This is a genomic window from Acinetobacter sp. BZX-2 (assembly GCF_055179795.1).
Genome location: NZ_CM143686.1, coordinates 2,386,236 through 2,405,530, shown reverse-complemented (window position 1 = coordinate 2,405,530; position 19,295 = coordinate 2,386,236). Strand labels below are relative to the sequence as shown.

At 37.4% G+C, this 19,295-nt stretch carries 15 protein-coding genes and 3 tRNA genes; 6 read left to right on the top strand and 12 right to left on the bottom strand.

Annotation, left to right across the window (positions count from 1 at the left end; all coding sequences use genetic code 11):
- Positions 1-14: 14 nt before the first annotated feature.
- Positions 15-794, top strand: a complete 780-nt coding sequence (yaaA, locus tag ACY45D_RS11325; protein WP_463106840.1) for a peroxide stress protein YaaA — start codon at positions 15-17, stop codon at positions 792-794.
- Between the two features lie 102 nt (positions 795-896).
- Here yaaA and ACY45D_RS11320 read toward each other — a convergent pair whose 3' ends face one another.
- From ACY45D_RS11320 to ACY45D_RS11295, 6 genes are all read right to left on the bottom strand, one after another.
- Positions 897-2,909 (bottom strand): esterase/lipase family protein, encoded by a 2,013-nt coding sequence (locus tag ACY45D_RS11320; RefSeq protein ID WP_463106839.1) that lies wholly within the window; start codon positions 2,907-2,909, stop codon positions 897-899.
- A 100-nt stretch (positions 2,910-3,009) separates the two neighbouring features.
- Positions 3,010-3,930 (bottom strand): ABUW_2363 family tetratricopeptide repeat lipoprotein, encoded by a 921-nt coding sequence (locus ACY45D_RS11315; protein WP_463106838.1) that lies wholly within the window; start codon positions 3,928-3,930, stop codon positions 3,010-3,012.
- Positions 3,931-4,046: 116 nt separating this feature from the next.
- A complete protein-coding gene (gene cysE / locus ACY45D_RS11310) occupies positions 4,047-4,892 on the bottom strand; it encodes a serine O-acetyltransferase (RefSeq protein WP_463106837.1) in 846 nt (281 codons plus the stop codon).
- Positions 4,892-5,725: an RNA methyltransferase gene (locus ACY45D_RS11305; RefSeq protein WP_463106836.1), complete on the bottom strand. Its 834-nt coding sequence runs from the start codon at positions 5,723-5,725 to the stop codon at positions 4,892-4,894. The genes cysE and ACY45D_RS11305 overlap by 1 nt, the downstream gene beginning before the upstream one ends.
- A gap of 40 nt (positions 5,726-5,765) precedes the next feature.
- Positions 5,766-9,335 (bottom strand): DNA polymerase III subunit alpha, encoded by a 3,570-nt coding sequence (dnaE, locus tag ACY45D_RS11300; protein WP_463106835.1) that lies wholly within the window; start codon positions 9,333-9,335, stop codon positions 5,766-5,768.
- A 673-nt stretch (positions 9,336-10,008) separates the two neighbouring features.
- Positions 10,009-10,881, bottom strand: a complete 873-nt coding sequence (locus ACY45D_RS11295) for an ATP-binding protein (protein WP_463106834.1) — start codon at positions 10,879-10,881, stop codon at positions 10,009-10,011.
- Between the two features lie 226 nt (positions 10,882-11,107).
- Between ACY45D_RS11295 and ACY45D_RS11290 the strand changes: the two genes are divergently transcribed.
- The 5 genes from ACY45D_RS11290 to ACY45D_RS11270 all read left to right on the top strand — a co-directional run bounded on the left by ACY45D_RS11290 (position 11,108) and on the right by ACY45D_RS11270 (position 13,882).
- Complete coding sequence (locus ACY45D_RS11290) at positions 11,108-12,619, top strand: DUF3336 domain-containing protein (protein ID WP_463106833.1); 1,512 nt, start codon at positions 11,108-11,110, stop codon at positions 12,617-12,619.
- Complete coding sequence (locus ACY45D_RS11285; protein ID WP_463106832.1) at positions 12,619-13,452, top strand: protein kinase domain-containing protein; 834 nt, start codon at positions 12,619-12,621, stop codon at positions 13,450-13,452. Before ACY45D_RS11290 ends, ACY45D_RS11285 begins: the two co-directional genes overlap by 1 nt.
- Positions 13,453-13,560: 108 nt before the next feature.
- A tRNA-Leu gene (locus ACY45D_RS11280) sits at positions 13,561-13,645 on the top strand.
- A gap of 41 nt (positions 13,646-13,686) precedes the next feature.
- Positions 13,687-13,760: transfer RNA gene (locus ACY45D_RS11275), tRNA-Trp, on the top strand.
- Positions 13,761-13,797: 37 nt separating this feature from the next.
- A tRNA-Leu gene (locus ACY45D_RS11270) sits at positions 13,798-13,882 on the top strand.
- 318 nt (positions 13,883-14,200) lie between these two features.
- Here ACY45D_RS11270 and ACY45D_RS11265 read toward each other — a convergent pair.
- The 6 genes from ACY45D_RS11265 to ACY45D_RS11240 all read right to left on the bottom strand — a co-directional run bounded on the left by ACY45D_RS11265 (position 14,201) and on the right by ACY45D_RS11240 (position 19,181).
- Positions 14,201-14,404, bottom strand: coding sequence for a hypothetical protein (locus tag ACY45D_RS11265; protein ID WP_120384413.1), 204 nt, complete (start codon positions 14,402-14,404; stop codon positions 14,201-14,203).
- Between the two features lie 479 nt (positions 14,405-14,883).
- Complete coding sequence (gene gloB, locus ACY45D_RS11260; protein ID WP_463106831.1) at positions 14,884-15,615, bottom strand: hydroxyacylglutathione hydrolase; 732 nt, start codon at positions 15,613-15,615, stop codon at positions 14,884-14,886.
- Positions 15,616-15,741: 126 nt separating this feature from the next.
- Positions 15,742-16,365: a hypothetical protein gene (locus tag ACY45D_RS11255; RefSeq protein ID WP_463106830.1), complete on the bottom strand. Its 624-nt coding sequence runs from the start codon at positions 16,363-16,365 to the stop codon at positions 15,742-15,744.
- A gap of 149 nt (positions 16,366-16,514) precedes the next feature.
- Positions 16,515-17,210, bottom strand: a complete 696-nt coding sequence (locus tag ACY45D_RS11250) for a methionine ABC transporter permease (protein WP_120384415.1) — start codon at positions 17,208-17,210, stop codon at positions 16,515-16,517.
- Complete coding sequence (locus tag ACY45D_RS11245; protein WP_463106829.1) at positions 17,207-18,232, bottom strand: methionine ABC transporter ATP-binding protein; 1,026 nt, start codon at positions 18,230-18,232, stop codon at positions 17,207-17,209. The genes ACY45D_RS11250 and ACY45D_RS11245 overlap by 4 nt, the downstream gene beginning before the upstream one ends.
- A gap of 73 nt (positions 18,233-18,305) precedes the next feature.
- Positions 18,306-19,181, bottom strand: a complete 876-nt coding sequence (locus ACY45D_RS11240) for a MetQ/NlpA family ABC transporter substrate-binding protein (protein WP_463106828.1) — start codon at positions 19,179-19,181, stop codon at positions 18,306-18,308.
- Positions 19,182-19,295: the final 114 nt, after the last annotated feature.

The following is a 19,295-nucleotide window of genomic DNA, read 5'->3' as shown; positions in this document are numbered from 1 at the left end:
TGATCAGGAAGACCATGCTCGCCCTAATTTCCCCTGCTAAGACGCTCGATTACGAATCTACACTTCCCACTGATGTGCATACTTTACCAAGACTGCTCGATCAATCTCAACAGCTTATCGACTTAAGTCGTAAACTTTCAACATCTGATATTGTCAGTTTAATGAAGGTGAGTGAAAAAATTGCCCATTTGAATGTTGAGCGTTTTCGCGATTGGAATGTTGACTTTAATTTTTCTAATGCAAGACAGGCTATTTTCGCATTCAAGGGCGATGTGTATACAGGTCTAGATGCTTATCATTTGTCTGATGCAGATTTACAATTCGCTCAAAAATATTTGCGTAGTTTATCTGGGTTATATGGTTTGTTACGACCATTAGATTTGATGATGCCTTACCGTTTGGAAATGGGGATTAAACTTGCTAATGCACGTGGACATAACTTGTATGAGTTTTGGGAAGACCGCATTACAAATTTGATTAATCAAGATTTAGAGCAATCAGGTTCTAAGGTGTTGGTGAATATTGCTTCTGATGAATATTATAAATCGGTGAAAGAAGCTAAAATTCAAGCTGAAATTATTAAGCCTGTATTTTTAGATCAGAAGAATGGACAGTATAAAGTCATTAGCTTTTATGCCAAGAAAGCTCGTGGCCTGATGGCACGTTATATTATTCAAAATCAATTGGATAAATTTGAAGATTTAAAATCATTTAATACCGATGGTTATTACTTTGATGCAGATAGTTCTTTGAAAGGTGAACTCGTATTTAAACGTGATGAGCAAGCTGCTTAACGGTTCATAACTTAAAAGTGATCAGGCTTTTCAGCAAGATAGCGAGATCATAAAAAGTAAAAGCCAATCCTAGGATTGGCTTATTTTTTGTTAGGTTATAAACTAAGGCTTGTAAATACCCAAATCAGATAGATGTAATCTTAAAATGCGTCTTAATTCTAAAACTGCTTCAGGTGTTTCTTGGATAGAATGCCCACCTTTGATGATTTTTTCAGAAACAGCACCATCCAAATGTGAACTGGTATAAGGCACGATACCATCAGACATGACTTTTGGATCTGTACTATCAGTATCATTTCCCATAATTGAATGATAAATCATGCCTTTTTTAGGCATCACATTTTCAGTTACCAAAGTAAAATTTGAATTATGGCTTAAGTCACTTGGACCATTCTGAATGAGGCCATGTCCAACATCTGTTAAGAAGTTTTTAGCATTGATATCACGGTCGTCGATTGAATCCGCTAAAGCACCTAAAAACGCACCTGGAAGTTTAATAATTTTACGCGCAGCTAAAGTAAACCAGCGATCTGCAAATGCAGTACCGCGGTGCGGTGCAGAAATAAAAATAGCACGCTCAAAGTTAGGTACAGATTTAATTGTTAAACGTTCTTTAAAGATCGGGTCATCTTTAAATTTATCGTATTTTCGATTATTTAACCTTTTTAAGGCAGGTTTGACTAAATCGGCATCGCTGACCAATAATCGCGCAATAATGCCTCCCATACTATGTCCAATTAACACTGCATCCTTTACAGATGAGGATTCTTGATCGATAGAACTGAAAGTTTGATTGATGATCGCATTAATCTGATAACGGCTTTCAAGTATTGGCATATTGGTCGAGTAGAAAACTTGCCACACTTGATAGTTCTCTCTCAACACTTGATCACCCATAATATCGTTGGTTAAACGAATCCATGCTTCAGGACTACTTGCCAAACCATGTACCAAAACAATGACCTTTTTGTTTGGGTTATAGGGTTCAAGCATATATAGATGAGGCATGGTTAGGCGTTGATCACGGTCGATCAAGCTGAGGTAGGCTGCAGCACCTAAGTTATTTTCGGCTAGCCATAGCCCATAAGGCGCGGAGAAATTTGCTGCAAGCGGGTATTCATTTGCACCGACATTTATTTTTTCAATACTATACGGGTCATAGATATTCAGTTGAAATTCAGTGCCATGCAAAATATTTTGCAACGTTGTTGTGCTTTTAGGTTGAGCAGTCATGCTGACTGATAAGTAACGGGGTTGATGAATATTGGGATTGATACCGTTTTTATATTTGTAATTAAATGGATCAATAATATATTTACTTTCTTCAGGCTCTTCTTTTAATTTTGGGAGTACTGCTACAAATTCAGCACCAAAACCATCTCTACGGTTGATCGAGCGCAATCCTGAAAAGTTTAAGTTATAGCTGGAAAGTAGATTTTCTAAATCAATATTGTCAAGTTGAGGATAACCATTAAAGTTAATGCTGTACGTACTGGTACCCACCTTAATCTGTTTACCCACCTTTTGATATTTATTTCTAGTTGAGTAAGTGGTGATGAGTTTGGCTAAAGCCTGATTATAAAAGTCACGTATTTGAACTTGTCTGTTATTAAAAATACGATCTTGCGCATGTCGTTCAGTGTTAAATAAATAAGCATAGCTATAGCGGATACTCTTATCTAACATCGCCATTTGTTGATCTAAACATTGGTCATAGTTTTGTTGATTGAGTTTTTGTTTTTCTTCTGATTGGTGCTTTGAAAGAATGCTAATTTTGCAATTTGATGAACCATTAAGATTGATGGCTTTGGTTAAATAAATTTCACTGATGGTAGACAGTAATTGTTCATCTTGAATCTGTGGTATAGCTTCTAGATCCTGAACACATTTGTCTGGGTCTTCAGCACATGCTTTGGCCTCACGACCTGTCATCGAAAGTACATTTAAACTGGCTTCACTCATCTTTGAACGCGTTAAGATACTATCACGTTCGTTGGTGATTGTTACATTCACTTTCTGATTTTTAACACTCACGACTTGGCAGCCACCCAAGCTAAGTGTGCTGAGCGCCAGAATAGAGAGCAAGATCGTTGTTTTAGTACTTTGCATAATCATGAACTAGATCAATTTTTAAGGATAATACGATACTTTTGTTTAATTTCTATTTTTATTTAAAAAAATAGACTGAATGATCAGTCTATTTTTTTATATCGGATTATTGTGCTTGCGCAGGATTCTTCATAATTTGCCAAACGTTGTAACGGCCTTGCTTCTCAATTTCCTGAATTAAGCGGTCTGCAACTTCAGCTTCAGAAGGATATTTGACTTTGTAATTTTTCAAAGTCTGAATCGCATTTTTTTTCTGCTCCATACTAATGTAGTTATTCGCAGACGATAAATAAGCTTCTTGAACATTCAGTTTAATCGCTTTATCTAAATAAGGTTGTGCTTCTTTTTGACCGCCACCTTCAGATAAAGAGAAACCAAACCATAAGTTTGCTTCAGGATCTTCTTTGTTGATCTTTAAAATACGTTGTGCATAACCTAGAGATTTAGTGGTATAAGACGAGCCTAAGTCTAGATTACGACCCAATACACTGGCTTTAAATGCACGAATTAAAATGTCAAAAGATGCATTTGGGTGCGCTGCCAATTGGTCAAGTTGTGTAGAAACTTCTCTGAGTTTGCTTTCAAAACCTTTACGTTCTTGGCGATCTGTAAATTGTGGCGGGTAATGACGTGCTTTACCTTCGACCATTTGCAAGAAATCATCAATTGCTGTGATATCAATTTCATTTTCACCTGCAAGTACAGCGTATTTCATTGCACGTTGATTATTATCAATTGTTGGAATAATTAATTTATTACTGTCTAGAATTAATTTTTGGGTTGGATTTGCAGGATCAGTCACTTCAAGTTTGTTGACAGGTTGAGTAGATGCCTTTTTCAATTCTAATTCAAATACGGGTGGTTGATCATAATTGAATGGATTGAGAGCATAAAACGGAGGAGATAAATCTGGTTCTGTATATACGATCGGTTCATTTGCAACAGGTTTTTGCTGCACTGGTGTCATAGAACATGCTGTAAGTACTGAAGTAGCAAGTAACGCATATGCCAAAGGCTTAATTGTCATGTATTTCTTCCAATGATTTATATTGAAAATTAAAAGTGGAGTTGCATATTGATCAGTCTATGAAAAGACGTATAAACATGCAACTCGATTTAGTTTATTGTATTAAAAACTATACATTAGCTTTTAGATGGATTACTTTGCGACTTACATTCACGTCGCACATCTTCAATAATCTTGAGTTCTTCTTCGCTATATGGCTGTTCATCGATCTGTTGTTTGTTAAATGTTGGATCTAAAAGCGAAAGTCGAACACAAAAATCATTCATACGCTTTTCATTTTGTTCTAAGCGATCGATCAGCACACGCATACCTTCCAAAATAGGATCGACCTGTTCTTGGCTTGCAGCATAAGCTTGAAAGTCAGTATTTTCATTGCTTTCAGTTAAATGATCAGTATTGGTATTGTCAGGACATCGCGGCTCTTGCTCTTTAACTTGAACAGTTTCTTTGTCTTTGCTAATAAAGCGAGCAGGGTTACCGACTGCTGTTACACCTTCAGGCACTGCTTTGGTGACAACAGCATTTGAACCAACTTTGGCATTTTTACCCACAATAAATGGCCCGAGGATTTTTGCACCTGCACCGACAACAACCCCATCTCCAAGGGTAGGATGACGTTTGCCTTTATTCCACGTTGTGCCTCCAAGAGTCACGCCGTGATACAAAGTTACATCATCACCAATTTCAGCAGTTTCACCAATCACGACGCCCATGCCATGATCAATAAAAAAACGTCTGCCGATTTTAGCACCCGGATGAATTTCAATACCTGTGGCAAAACGACTGAAAGAAGACAAGATTCGTGCTGAAGTTTTACACTCTTTTTCCCAAAGTTCATGTGCTATACGATGCATAATTAAGGCATGTATACCTGGGTAAGTTGTTAAAACCTCGAATGTATTTCGCGCAGCGGGATCTCGCGCAAATACAGCTTGAATATCTTCTTTGAGCTGTTTAAGCATTAGTTTTGATCCTCATTTTGGGATTTTTTCCATGTACCGTTATTTAAAGCTTGAACTCGGCTAAATATGCCACGTAATAAATGATATTCCATTTTATCTAATTGTATACGCCCAAATAATCGGCGCAAGCGTAATGGCAGTAATCTTGGATTTTTAGGGTCTAAGAATTCGATTTCAGCGAGCATTTTTTCAAAATGCGGATAAAACTGTTCCATTTGTTCATGTGTAACCAAAGGCTCATCCCAGTGCATAGCATCTGAGTCAGTAACATGCATGACGGCCTGTGTATCAACTTGTTTTTCTACTAATTCTAAGGTTGCCATACGCATTTCGTAGCACAGTACTTGGATAGCTTGTGCAACATTTAAAACACCATAATCTGTATTCACGGGGATAGTGACATGGTAATTCGCTAGTGCCAATTCTTCATTGGTTAAGCCACGATCTTCACGCCCAAATACAATGGCAATTTCTTGTTGGTCTTTGATAACAGCTTGCATTGATTTTTGCGCAGCAGGGCGAGCATCTAAAAGTGGCCATGGAATAGTGCGACTACGCGCACTCGTACCAAAGACCAAATGACAATCTTTAATGGCGTGTTCTAACGTTTCTACAATTTCAATTTGATCGATAAGATCGGTAGCACCTGCTGCAAGTGCATCAATATCTGGATGTGGATAGGTTTTGGGTGCAACAAGAACCAATTTACATAAGCCCATAGTTTTCATTGCGCGCAAGGCACTTCCGATATTGGCAGGTAGCGTGGTATTGACCATCACAATACGTATATGACTTAAATGCTGTGAAATCACAGCATTTTCGATAATATCCATTATTTTTCCAAAAATATAAGCTTTGATTTGAGAATGTGAATTACGAAAACTGACCTGCATCTGCCATGTATTGCTCCATGGCATCATCCATACTCATATCACTTGGGGGAGGGGCAAGTTGCTGAGTCTGTTGTTGTCGATGATCAACAGCTTTAGCTGCTTTTGATTTGACTTGATATTCAATGTGGATTGCTTCTTTACCGAAATAGTCACGTAATTTTGCAAGTAATTCATCTAAAGGTGCAATTTTCCATTGTTGCCCTAAATGTAATTCAGCAGTCGCATAGTCATAGTCTAGTTGGATTTGCATCGGGATGTGTTGACACATATCGACATTACAGAAAGGTAATAAAATCTTTTGAATATCCGATGCTAATGCTTTAGTGATAATTTCAGGATTGATTGTCACCGCAATATGGTTGGCACGTTTCTGACGAATTTCATTGAGTGTAAAGGCTTTGGTCAAACGTCCCATTGGACGATCAAACCCTTCACGCTCATATATTTCACCTTCTATCACGACCACTTTTTCATTTTGAATAATGTCTTTAAAACGTTGGAATCGCTCATGATTTGTAGAAACTTCGATACGTGCTGTACCATCATCCAGTGTAATAACCATACGATTTGGGAAGTTTGCTACATCAACAACTAAGCCTGCAAAAACAGTCGTCACACCACGACGTGTAGGTGTTAACTCATTAATTTTATTTGGAATAAAGGCTTTAAGTTCAGCACGGTAAACATCGATTGGATGACCTGTCAAATACAAGCCAAGGGTATCTTTTTCACCTTTTAAGCGAACTTCGTCTGACCATGGTTTTACAGGCTTGGCTGGCTTGCGCTGAACTTCTTCAACCTCTCCAAACAAGTCCATAATCCCTGTTTCACGGTTTGATCGGGCTTGCTCAGCTGCTTGAACGGCTTCAGGAAGCTGTAACATTAAACTTGCACGTTCAATACCGAGACAGTCTAAAGCACCTGCACGAATTAAAGCTTCTAAAGTACGCTTATTGATTTTTTTCAAATCTACACGATGGCAGAAATCGAATAAATCTTTATATGGGCCGTCTTGAATCCGTGAATCAATCACAGATTGCATGGCTTGCTCACCAACGCCTTTGATTGCACCTAAGCCGTAAATAATGGTTTCTGCATCACTGGCATGGAATTGATAGAACGACATATTGATTGATGGCGGTAAAACTTCTAGACCATTATTTCGACAGTCATCAATTAAGAATACAACACTATCTGTATTCTGCATTTCCGAAGATAAAACAGCTGCTAAAAACTCAGAAGGATAATGTGCTTTTAGCCAAGCAGTTTGGTAAGCAACGAGTGCATAGGCTGCTGCATGTGATTTGTTAAAACCATAGCCTGCAAATTTCTCCATATAGTCAAAGATATGGTTGGCAGTGCCTTCATCGATATCTTTTAGTGCAGCACCTTCGATAAAGGTGGCACGTTGTTTGACCATTTCTTCGACTTTCTTTTTACCCATTGCACGTCGAAGTAAATCTGCACCACCCAATGTATAACCGGCGCAAAGCTGCGCTGCCTGCATCACTTGTTCTTGGTAAACCATGATGCCGTAGGTTGGTTCAAGTACACTTTCGAGTAGTGGATGAAGGTATTCAAACTCACCACCATGCATACGATGAATAAAGTCTGGAATCAGATCCATTGGCCCCGGACGGTACAAGGATACAAAGGCAATAATTTCTTCGAACTTACTTGGGCGTGCTTCTTTGAGCATTTTTTTCATGCCCACGGATTCAAACTGGAATACCGCAGTGGTATTTGCATCAGCAAAGACCGAATATGCTTTTGAATCAGTCAAAGAAATGAGTGAAATATCGACAGGTGTTTCTGATTGAATACGTTTATTGATATTTTGAACGGCTGCTTCAATCACCGTCAGATTTCGTAAGCCCAAAAAGTCAAATTTAACCAGTCCAGCAGCTTCAACATCATCTTTATCAAACTGAGCGACGCGACCAGTACCATCTGCTTCACACAAAACTGCTGAATAATCAGTAATTTTAGTAGGTGCAATCACCACACCACCAGCATGTTTACCTGTGTTACGGGTAATGCCTTCAAGCTTGAGAGCCATTTCCCAAATTTCTGATGCATCATCATAGTCAGGGTTTGAAGGATTGGTCACGATATCTTTAAGTTGTGGTTCTGCTTCTAAAGATTCTTCTAAGGTCAGGCCAAGTGGCTTGGTGGGAATCATTTTTGAAATACGGTCAGCCAAACCATAAGATTTGCTTAAAACACGTGCGACATCACGAATCGCACCTTTTGCAGCCATGGTACCAAAGGTGGCAATCTGTGAAACGGCATCTCGCCCATAGTGTCGAGCTACATAATCAATGACTTTATCTCGACCTGCGATACAAAAGTCGATATCGAAGTCGGGCATCGATACACGTTCTGGGTTTAAGAATCGTTCGAAGAGTAGATCATAGCGTAATGGATCTAAGTCTGTGATTTTTAAACTATATGCAACTAAAGAGCCTGCACCTGAACCACGACCTGGGCCTACTGGAACCCCATTATTTTTTGACCATTGAATGAAGTCCATTACGATTAAGAAATAACCGGGGAACTCCATTTTATTGATAATACCCAACTCATAAGCCAGTCGCTCATCATACGGTTTTCGGATTTCAGCCCAATCTTCATCACGTTTTTCAACAGGGTAGAGTACGGTTAAGCGTTCTTCCAAACCGACTTCAGATAAATGGTTGAAATAACTGTGAATCGTATGACCTTCTGGAATAGGGTAATCGGGTAAGTCATTGAAACCTAATCGTAAAGATACAGTACAGCGTTTTGCAATTTGTAACGTATTTTCAATCGCACTTGGAATATCGGCAAACAGCTCGATCATCTCTGCTGAGGATTTGAAATATTGTTCAGGTGTATAATTTTTAGGACGTTTACTGTCACCTAAAACATAACCATCGGCAATACACACTCGAGCTTCATGTGCTTCAAAGTCTTCTTGTTTTACAAAATGCACATCATTGTGTGCAACGACACCAATATTGTATTTTGCAGCAAGTTTTAACGCTTCTTGGTTAAAGTTTTCTTCTAAAGGGCGTCCAGTACGTGTCAGGGCTAAATAGACACGATTACCAAACTTTTCAATCCATTGTTCTAATAAAGGTTCAGCTTTTTCAGGATATGCAGAGCAGAGCATTTCTCCGACATCACTATGTAAACCTAATAAAACAATTAAATCGTCAGATTGTTCAAGAATCCAATCTTTTTGAATGCATGGAATAGAAAGTTGCTGACCTTCAATAAAACCACGAGAAACAATTTCAGTGAGGCTACGCCAACCTTTATTGGTCATCGCCAATAAAGTTGCTTTATGGTTAGCGTCATTTAAACGGATTACACTACCAAAAATAGGCTTAATGCCTTTGCCCTGTATTTTATTATAAAACTTAACAGCAGCATGTAGATTGGACAAGTCTGTAATGGCTAAAGCAGGCATTTCGTCTGATGTCGCAGCTTTAATCAGATCAGGTATCCGTACGATCGATTCAGTGATCGAAAACTCTGTATGAATACCAAGATGAACAAACTGCATAGACGAATCCTATATCAAACTGTGGGGCATTTTATCACGCTTAAACTCTGATGTGCTGAAATAACTTATTCTTTGGTTTGAGAATATTTTAGATTAAATGATTGATATACAATGTTATTAAATTATTTTTAAAGCATTTTGTTTTGATTGAATGTAAAAAAGCCAAATCCTCTGTGCATCAAACTTGTAAAAAGTGATTATCGAAACAGCATATTTCAATAATCACTGGGCTTTAAAATAAAGTGCTTAACGTCAGTTCGGGATAAACTCTGATGTAATTTATTGAAAAGATAGATCAGGCGCTGCGGAGTCTTACCGTTTAAAGTTAAATGTAAGGATTAACTCACTTCGTCTTGTACTTCGATTGAAATATATTTCAAACTTGTTCAGGTTCGACCTGAGAGGTATTACCTCGCAAGGCTTTCGGGATGAGTGGCACTGCCACGCAAGGGCAAAACCATCTTGCGCGACAGTGTCGCTCATCGCCAACTCGACAGATACCATCAAGTATCTAATATCTTGCAAAAACAGTATATTACAGATCTTGCGGAATATATTCCTCATGCCTCAAACAATGCGACTGACGTTTCCGCGTATCATATAGTTGAGATATATCTTATCTCGAGCTCAGGTTACTTAAGCTGCTTTCAGGCACTTACAAGTGCTAAAGGCATTAAAGCGCTTTTAAGCGTTCTGAACCGATCCAATGTTTCGAAAACTGATAAGCGGCACGACCTGAACGTTGCCCACGTGCTTGACACCATCTTAGTGCTTCTGCTCGAACATCTTCATTAAACGCTATATTTTCTTTATTTAAATAGTGCTCAACAATTTCTAAATAAAGGTTTTGATCCATCGGATAGAAAGACAACCATAGACCAAAACGATCAGACAAAGAAATTTTTTCTTCAATCGCTTCTTGAGGGTGTAACTCTTTATATTGAGGTACATCAACTTTCGTTACGGGTATATTTTCATGCATAAATTCAGGCAATAAATGACGACGGTTACTGGTGGCATAGATAATAAAATTACTAGAACCTGATTGTAATGAACCATCTAACACACTTTTCAAACTGCGATAATTTTCATCTTCAGCGTTAAAAGCCAAGTCATCACAATAGACGATGAATTTTTCAGAACGATCTTTAATTATTTTTTGAATTTCTGGCAGATCTGATAAATCATCACGTTCAATTTCAATTAAACGTAAGCCTTGATCTGCATATTGCGTTAGTAATGATCGGACAATGGACGATTTTCCTGTGCCACGTGAGCCAGTAAGCAAAATGTCATTGGCAGGGAGTCCATGTAAAAATTGCTCTGTATTTTGTAGGATTTTTGCTTTTTGTCGTTCAATCCCTTTAAGATCTTCAAGATGCATTGCTTTTGGTTGATATATCGCTTTAAGCTGCTTATTGTGCCATCTAAAAGCAGGTGCTGAAAAATCAGTTTCTTGTTTTGTTTCTGGAAGAGCTTGTTGTAATTGATCAAGTACTGTTGATAATTTCTGAATGATATTATCGGGTAAATCGAAAGTTGCCATTGTGATATCCGTTCGATATTTTAATAAACGACGATGAGGTGCTTATCTTAGCACAGCCTTTTTAGTAGATTTCTCTTAGGTTTCGATAATTTGTCTTTGTTCAGTCGATTAAATGACTGATGGTGATTGATTATCTGTTTATTTTTAAGCATAGTTTATAGATGAACATTTAGTCCAGTTAGATGATCGTGTAGTTCATCGGATTAAAATCAAAGGAATATTAGAAATGCTATTAGAACTCACTCAAGATTTAAATCCGCATCAAGCTTATCGTATAAAAAAACTTAAAAGAAGATTGGCGCATGCTGAAAACTATGAAGAGTGGCAATCGATTGCTTTAAAACTGGATGAAGAGACGGGTGCGCAAGAGTGGAAGTTCGATAACAGTTCACCTTATTTTGATGCTGAAATTATTTCTTATCGTTTAAATTTGTTGCGCCGTTATCGTCAACAGAACAGAACACAAGATTTAATTTATATTCTGCGAGAAGGCTTTAGCCATGATGTCGCAAATATTGGTCACCCTTTGTTATTTACACATAGTTATGTTGGAACAAAAAAAATTATTGAAGATTATATCGATGAGGTGAATAAAAGCCTCACGTTTATTGCTTCAGAAAGTTGTCAGTTGTTTACCATTGAAAATAAAATCAATTTTTTCAAAAATTGTGAAAAAGCATATGGTCAGCCTGCTCTGATGTTTTCGGGTGGTGCAACCTTAGGATTATTCCATAGTGGTGTGTGTAAGGCACTGATGGAACAGGATTTAATGCCTAATGTATTGTCAGGTTCAAGTGCGGGTGCCTTGATGACTGCTTTATTGGGGGTGAATGAACCCAGTCAAATTCCAAACTTACTTTCAGGTGATCAATTTTATAGTGAAGCATTCCATTTCCGTGGTTTTAGAGAGTTGATTAAAGGAAATGGTGGTTTTGCTGATGTAAAATATCTCAAAAAATTCTTAATCGAAAATTTAGGCGATGTCACTTTTGAGGAAGCCTTCGAGAAATCAGGCTTAGATATTAATGTCACCGTTGCACCTTATGATGTTACACAAGAAGATGCACGGATTATGAATAAGTATACATCACCTGATTTGTTGGTTTGGAGTGCAGTTTTGGCTTCTTGCGCGGTACCGATTTTATTCCCACCAGTTCGATTGACCAGTAAACGATTTGATGGCGTGCATACGCCTTATTTAGCCAATACGCGTTGGGTAGATGGCAGTGTGCGTAATGACTTTCCTCAAGAACGGATGTCGCGCCTTTATAACTTAAATTACACCATCGCCAGTCAAGTGAATCCGCATATCGTGCCTTTTATGCAGAATGATGAAGAACGTTATCGTAAGGATTTATTGAGTTGGCCTGAGCGTATTGTGCGCCAACAAGGTAAATTGGCAACTATGGGGATTATGGACTTTGCTCGTGGGCGCATGGGGCGAATTCCATCGGTGCGTCGTTTACTCGATCATGGCTATGGCGTGGTTGATCAGCGTTATTATGGTGATGTGAATATTATTGGGCAGTATAGTTTGCGCCATTATAGCTATATGTTGCAAAACCCTCGTCCGCATTTGTTTAAACTTTTACAGCGAGAAGGGGAGCGTGCGACTTGGCCAAAAATTTCAAGTATTGAAACACATGCACGGATTGGTAAAACCATTCAGCATTGTCTTGAAGTTTTAAATTTTGAGCAAAAAGCAGCGAATACTCCAGTACAACTTGCAGAGGTCTAATGGTAGTTATTGGATTACCAGCAGAATATATTGATTTAGCAACAGCGATAAATTCCCCCAAAAGCCAAAGTTTTGGTCGCCGTATTTATTTCATTGAACTGCAAGGGCGAGGCTTTTGGTTGAAACTGCAATTACAAAGTGCAGCATCTACAAATGATTATTTGGCGCATGAGCAAAGCTTTTTAAATGAATTAAATTGTTATAGACAACTTAAGCTAAAACAAACTTGTGAAAGAACCTTATTGTTGAATTTCTCAATATTAAACACCCCACAATACTTTCAAAAAAGTGAAGCATTTATTGAGCAAATATTGTGTGTTGAGGACGCACCTTTATTATTTCCTAACAATATAGCGCAATTATCTCGAACTGAAATTCTTCGGCGGTTGAAATTGAGCTTGGATGTGTTAGAAAATTTACATGAATACGGTTATATCCACGGTGATTTGAAAGGAGCACATTTTCGTTATTCTAATGATGTCGCTGCTTTAATTGATTTCGAACAAGCTTCTGCTATTGAATGGATTGGTCGAATGCCAAATACTGCGACTCCACGCTATATGGCGCCTGAATTATTTCATGCCGAAAGTAAATCATTTGCGAGTGATGTTTATGCATTGGGTATTATTTGGTTGGAATGGCTGACTCAAATACGATTTAAGCAAAAGCACTATTTAGATTGGGCAAATTTACATTGTCAAAGCTTAAAAATTGATCTTCCAATACAATTTGAAATGTTGGAAGAAATATTATTAAAGATGCTGATGAAAAATAAAGCACAACGTTGTTCAAATATTTATCAATTAAAACAAGTATTAAGCCAAATTTTTTAATGAAAAAGCAGTGCGGGTCGTTTTTGTTTTTTATTTAAACAAACGAGCGTCTTTTTATAAAAAAGGGCTTGTCATACTGAAACGATCTCTATAATATACACAGCCATTGGGGACGTGGCGAAATTGGTAGACGCACTGGATTTAGGTTCCAGCGCCGCAAGGTGTGAGAGTTCGAGTCTCTCCGTCCCCACCAAGCAATTCATTTTGTGGCATTAAAGCGAAATGAAATGTGATAGAGGATTGGTGTAATGGTAGCATGACGGTCTCCAAAACCGTTCGTCAAGGTTCGAATCCTTGATCCTCTGCCAAGTTATTTAAAATACCACTGTTGTGGTTTTTTTATTCGGGGACGTGGCGAAATTGGTAGACGCACTGGATTTAGGTTCCAGCGCCGCAAGGTGTGAGAGTTCGAGTCTCTCCGTCCCCACCATATTTAAAAGGCGAGATGAAAATCTTGCCTTTTTATTGCCTAAAATTTACAAAGCACGATTCACACGAATACGATATTGATTCATTGAATGTATCGATATTTATGATTTGAGATTCGTTGAGTGTTGGCTACAGTTTGCAAAACATAGCGAAGCAGTGGTTTGAATAATCACAATGAGGTAAGGGATTGTTACGAGTTAAAAGCGAATCAGAATGCCGTGTATTATGCAGAAAGACCTGAGTTTTATTTAAAGAAAAATCCAACGCAGGTCTTTGATTCAAAGAGACACTTCATTTAAATATCGTTTATAAAAATTCACTAAGCTTTTAAGTGATCTTCAAATTCTTCACCAAGCTGAACCGCCAAAGGGTTACCTGATAAATCACATGTGACCAAGCCATATTCTTTCTTAAAGCTGAATGTAAATCCTTTACCATCAGCTAAGTTTTTTACTGAGTAACCTAATTTCTCTAACCAGATACGAAATGCAATTAAATTTTTTGCCTTAACAACCTTTTTCACAGAAGATCTCCTTAATTCCTTCCCTTAAAATTTAATAGGGATGACCATCAAATTTTTAAAGGGGCAATTTGCATAAAGTTATTTTTTATATCAATTTTTGATCACAACTAAAAATCACTATTTTAAATATAAAAGAATTGAATGATTTAAAAAGTATGTTGTGCGAATTGTTTTATTAAAAATATATATAAATATTAAATGGATATAGCTTTAATGGTGAAAAATACTCATAAGCTTCTACATGATTTGTCACAAATTTTTAACAAGGCATATATCTGCTGAAAATGTAAATAAATTTATCAGAGCGTAAAAATAGCTGTGGTACTTATATGCTAAACGCAAAATTTAAAGTGTTTTTTAGCGTATGCTCTGTATTTATATATCTTGTATCTATACGTGTATCGTGGCTGAAATTTTTGGCAAATTTAACGTTGGACACAGAACAAGAAATACAGAGCAAGAGAAATGAATGACTTGTATTAAAAGTTGTCTTTTAATGCGCGAATACGTGCAAACTCGTCCGCGCTGTCAACTCTTAAAAAAGGGTTGGTTTCAAGCTCCAATTCGATGGTGCTCGGTAGAGTGATTTCACCTCGCGCACGAAGTTGAGTCACTTCTTCAGCACGTTGTTGAATGGCTCTATTCTCAGGTTCAATGTGGAGTGCAAATTGAGCGTTGGAAAGCGTGTATTCGTGTGTGCAGTAGACTTTTGTTCTCGGTGGTAATGCTGCTAGGCGATTCAACGAGTGATAAAATTGCTCGGGTGTACCTTCAAACATACGTCCACAACCCATGGCAAACAAGGTGTCACCACAAAAAACACTGTCAATTTCATCTATAAAAAACGCAATATGTCCCAAGGTATGACCTGGAATTGCAATAATTTCAATGTTTAAATCATGAAATTTGAAATGATCATCATGTTGTAATGGGTGGGTTAGAAAGGGGATCTGAGTTAATTCTTCACGTGGCCCATAAACAGGGACTTGATGATCAGCAATCAACTGAGGTACACCACCAATATGGTCTTTATGCCAATGTGTTAGCCATATTTGTTGTAAATGAAGTTGATGTTCTGCACAGTAGCGTTCAACTAAATCGGCCTGTGTAGGGTCAATAGCGACCACATCATGGCTTGTGGTTTCTTCTATGAGCCAAATATAGTTCTGCAATTGATTCTTTACATCGATCACGTGAATTTTATAGCGCATAACAGATTTCCGTCTCTAATCTTATTTAATGCATATTTTAAATGAATCATCCTATTAAATCTTGGATTTATGTATTGTTATGCATTGCATTGGGCTATTTAAAAAAGCGCTCACTGGCATTATTCACTAGCAGGCGATGGCTTGGTTAATTTCTAGCTGACTTAATTTTCCATGTTTAAATTCAAAATGAACATATGCTGTATAACCAGCCGTGTAGTCATTTGGGTTTTTAAGGTAGTTTTTGACCTCTGCATTGCTCAACATTAACACTGAATTTCCTGTTTTAGCACTCAGCGGAAAGTCCTTTCTGAATTGATTGAATGTATATCGATTATTGATGTGTTTACCATTTATGAGGACTATTTCAGTGAGTGACTGCATATTGCTCCATGAGAGCCAAACACGACCTTGGGTTGTACTAAGTTGTTGAAAGTTATGTTTAGTTTTATAGAAATTCTCTGATTTAATTTGCGGGTTGTCTTCTGAGAATATTTCAAATTTCAAAGTCTTTCCATGTGGAAATGATGTGGAATATTCATGATTTGCAGTACATTCAGAGTATTCTTTCTTGATTTTTTGTACCGATTTGCCTATAAGTTTTTCAATTTGATTTGCCGCTACGCTTTGAACGAGTTCAATCTGGTTGACTTTTACTGTGGTGGTGTAGTCCATGGTGGTTTGTGCAGAACTTATTGATGGTAATAGGACTGCGATCATTGTGGTTATTTGAGTAAGCTTATTCATTTGCATGGTTTATCTTAAAGTTTATTTACATTAATGAAGATATTTTAATCTTTCAATGGCTTAATTATTAAATCATTGATGCGGTGGGAATAAAAAATACCCTCCGAAAAGAGGGTATATTGAAAATGCTCAATGGAATATAGTGTGAAAAGTGGTTATCTCAGTTTAGATAACCAATCACCGATACTTTGTACAAGTTGTACTAAGATAAGTAAAACAATAACGGTCAAAATAACAACACTGGTATCAAAACGTTGATAACCATAAGAAATAGCTAAGTCACCAATACCACCTGCACCAACTGCACCAGCCATTGCTGTTGCACCGATCAAACTAATGGTTGCAGTGGTTAAATTTAAAATCAAAGAACTACGCGCTTCAGGGATAATAAATTTAAAAATAATTTGGCTTGGAGAAGCCCCCATAGCTTGCGCAGATTCAATAATGCCTTCATTGACTTCAAGTAGTGAAGTTTCAATCAAACGGCCGATATAAGGGCCTACATAGATCGTTAAAGGTACGATGGCAGCCCAAGTTCCGATTGAAGTGCCTACAATCAGTTTGGTCAAAGGAATGACTGCGATTAAAAGGATAATAAAGGGCAGTGAACGTAAAGCATTCACAATTGGGTTGAGTACATGATAAATCACTCGATTTGGCATAATCCCTTGTGGACGTGTTACCAACAGGATAATGGCCTGAATAAAGCCCCAAATCGTACCAAAAAGCATGGCAAAGAAAACCATGTGAAAGGTTTCTTGAAGCGCAGTCACAAATTGGTCAATTGATAATGAGCTATGCCAAAAAGGAGCTGTGATTTCAGTGAGCCATTGTACGATTAAATCTCTCATACAGTTACTCCTGATTGTGTCACTTTAACGCCATTTTGTTCAAAAAATTCAACAGTTTGACTGATAATATTAGGATCACCAAGTAATTGAATAAACATTTGACCAATCACCGAACCATTGATTTCAGTCATATTGGCAAATAAAATATTTAAACTAATATCAAACTGTTTAATCGCCGCTTGTACCACTGTTTCTTGTGCAGAAGTCCCTAAGAATTGTAGGCTATAAATACTGTTATGATTTTGATTCTCAAGATTATTGAGAATATTTATAGGCAGTTGTTGCTGTAGTACAGTTTGAATAAAGTTTTGAGTTGTAGGATGCTGTGGTTGACTAAATAGCTCCAATGTAGAGCCAGTTTCAATCACTTTACCTTGTTCCATAACTGCAACATAGTCACAAACACTTTCAATTACATCCATTTCATGGGTGACCATGACAATGGTAATTCCTTGCTCTTTATTGATTTTTTTGAGCAATGCTAAAACGGATTTGGTGGTTTGAGGGTCAAGCGCAGATGTTGCTTCATCACACAGTAAAATTTTAGGATGATTCGCCAAAGCACGTGCAATTCCGACACGTTGTTTTTGACCACCTGAAAGTTCATCAGGGTAGGCATCTTTTTTGTGTTTTAAGTCAATAAACTCAAGTAGCTCATTCAGACGCTTTTCACGTTCAGCTTTATTGATACCCAATAAAATGAGTGGCATTTCAATATTATCTGCAACTGTTTTGGTTTGCAGTAAATTAAAATGCTGAAAAATCATACCGATATTTGCACGTTCTTGACGTAATGCTCGTGCATCTAGTGCCGTAAAGTCCTTTTGATTAATAATGACTTGCCCTTGACTCGGACGCTCAAGCAAATTAATCATACGGATTAAGGTACTTTTTCCTGCACCACTATAACCAATAATGCCAAAAATACTTCCTGCTGGAATATTCAGATTGATCTGATCCAATGCAGGTATGGTTTGACCTTTAAGTTCATAGTGTTTTGAAATGTTTTTAAATTCAATCATATCGTCAGAAACTATACAAAAATGAAAAAACAGGCAAAGTAACTTTGCCTGTTTCGTTTAAGCCATTATAAGACTATTTTGATTCTGTAAGATAGCTTACAGGTTTATTTACATCGACTTTAGTTCCACCAAAGTGTTCTTGAACATACTTACCTACAGCTGGAACGTGATATAACTCACCCACTTTTTTCAAAATAGGATCATCTTTACGTGATTCTGCAACGGCAAGAACATTCACGTTCATTTTTGTGGTTTGATCGATTGGCTCATAGTAAACAGAGTCTTTGAGTACGTTTAAACCACCTTCCATTGCAAGTGTATTACCCAATACAATCGCATCAACTTCATCTTTAGCACGTACAGCTGTTGCCATTTGAATCGGTTTGATCACAATTTTTTTAGCATTTTCAGTAATATCAGCAGGTGTACCTTTTACAAGATCAAAACCATCCTTTAATTTTACTAAGCCAGCAGATTGTAAAAGCAATAATGCACGTGATTCATTTGCACCATCATTTGGAATCGCAATGGTTGCACCCTGGGCAAAGTCTTCAACTTTTTTAACTTTACTTGAGTAAATACCCATTGGTTCTAAGTAAGTCGTAGAAACAGCTGCAATTTTGTCTTTGTTTGAATCGTTAAAAGCAACAAGATATGCATAAGATTGGAATGCATTGATGTCAACTTCTTTATTTGCAACAGCAGTATTCATTGCAACGTAATCAGTGAAGTTTTTAACTTCTAGTTTGATTCCTGCCTGTTTTGTTTCAGGTAGTGTTGCAATGTAACGCCAAATATCAGCATCCGAGCCAGTTGAAGCCATGGTCACTACTTGTTCTTTGCTTGCATCTGCTGGAGCTGCTGCATCATTTTTAGGCGCTTCTTGTTTTCCACAAGCAGAGAGGGTAAGCACAGAGGCACTCAATAAAACACCAAACAGCTTTTTCATGTATTCATCCTAGTGAGGAAATGCAAACTTCTTTACACTCTCATTTGATTTAATTGAATTTCTAACATTTTATAGAAAACATATGCATAGATTTTTTTGTATTTATCCATGAAT

Bases quoted from the DNA above. Each gene is read 5' to 3' on its own strand.
- ACY45D_RS11320 (WP_463106839.1), bottom strand. From the start codon at position 2,909: ATGATTATGCAAAGTACTAAAACAACGATCTTGCTCTCTATTCTGGCG.
- gloB (WP_463106831.1), bottom strand. From the start codon at position 15,615: ATGCGCTATAAAATTCACGTGATCGATGTAAAGAATCAATTGCAGAAC.
- ACY45D_RS11290 (WP_463106833.1), top strand. From the start codon at position 11,108: ATGCTATTAGAACTCACTCAAGATTTAAATCCGCATCAAGCTTATCGT.
- ACY45D_RS11245 (WP_463106829.1), bottom strand. From the start codon at position 18,232: ATGATTGAATTTAAAAACATTTCAAAACACTATGAACTTAAAGGTCAA.
- cysE (WP_463106837.1), bottom strand. From the start codon at position 4,892: ATGCTTAAACAGCTCAAAGAAGATATTCAAGCTGTATTTGCGCGAGAT.
- ACY45D_RS11255 (WP_463106830.1), bottom strand. From the start codon at position 16,365: ATGCAAATGAATAAGCTTACTCAAATAACCACAATGATCGCAGTCCTA.
- ACY45D_RS11315 (WP_463106838.1), bottom strand. From the start codon at position 3,930: ATGACAATTAAGCCTTTGGCATATGCGTTACTTGCTACTTCAGTACTT.
- ACY45D_RS11305 (WP_463106836.1), bottom strand. From the start codon at position 5,725: ATGGATATTATCGAAAATGCTGTGATTTCACAGCATTTAAGTCATATA.
- ACY45D_RS11240 (WP_463106828.1), bottom strand. From the start codon at position 19,181: ATGAAAAAGCTGTTTGGTGTTTTATTGAGTGCCTCTGTGCTTACCCTC.
- dnaE (WP_463106835.1), bottom strand. From the start codon at position 9,335: ATGCAGTTTGTTCATCTTGGTATTCATACAGAGTTTTCGATCACTGAA.
- ACY45D_RS11295 (WP_463106834.1), bottom strand. From the start codon at position 10,881: ATGGCAACTTTCGATTTACCCGATAATATCATTCAGAAATTATCAACA.
- yaaA (WP_463106840.1), top strand. From the start codon at position 15: ATGCTCGCCCTAATTTCCCCTGCTAAGACGCTCGATTACGAATCTACA.
- ACY45D_RS11285 (WP_463106832.1), top strand. From the start codon at position 12,619: ATGGTAGTTATTGGATTACCAGCAGAATATATTGATTTAGCAACAGCG.
- ACY45D_RS11250 (WP_120384415.1), bottom strand. From the start codon at position 17,210: ATGAGAGATTTAATCGTACAATGGCTCACTGAAATCACAGCTCCTTTT.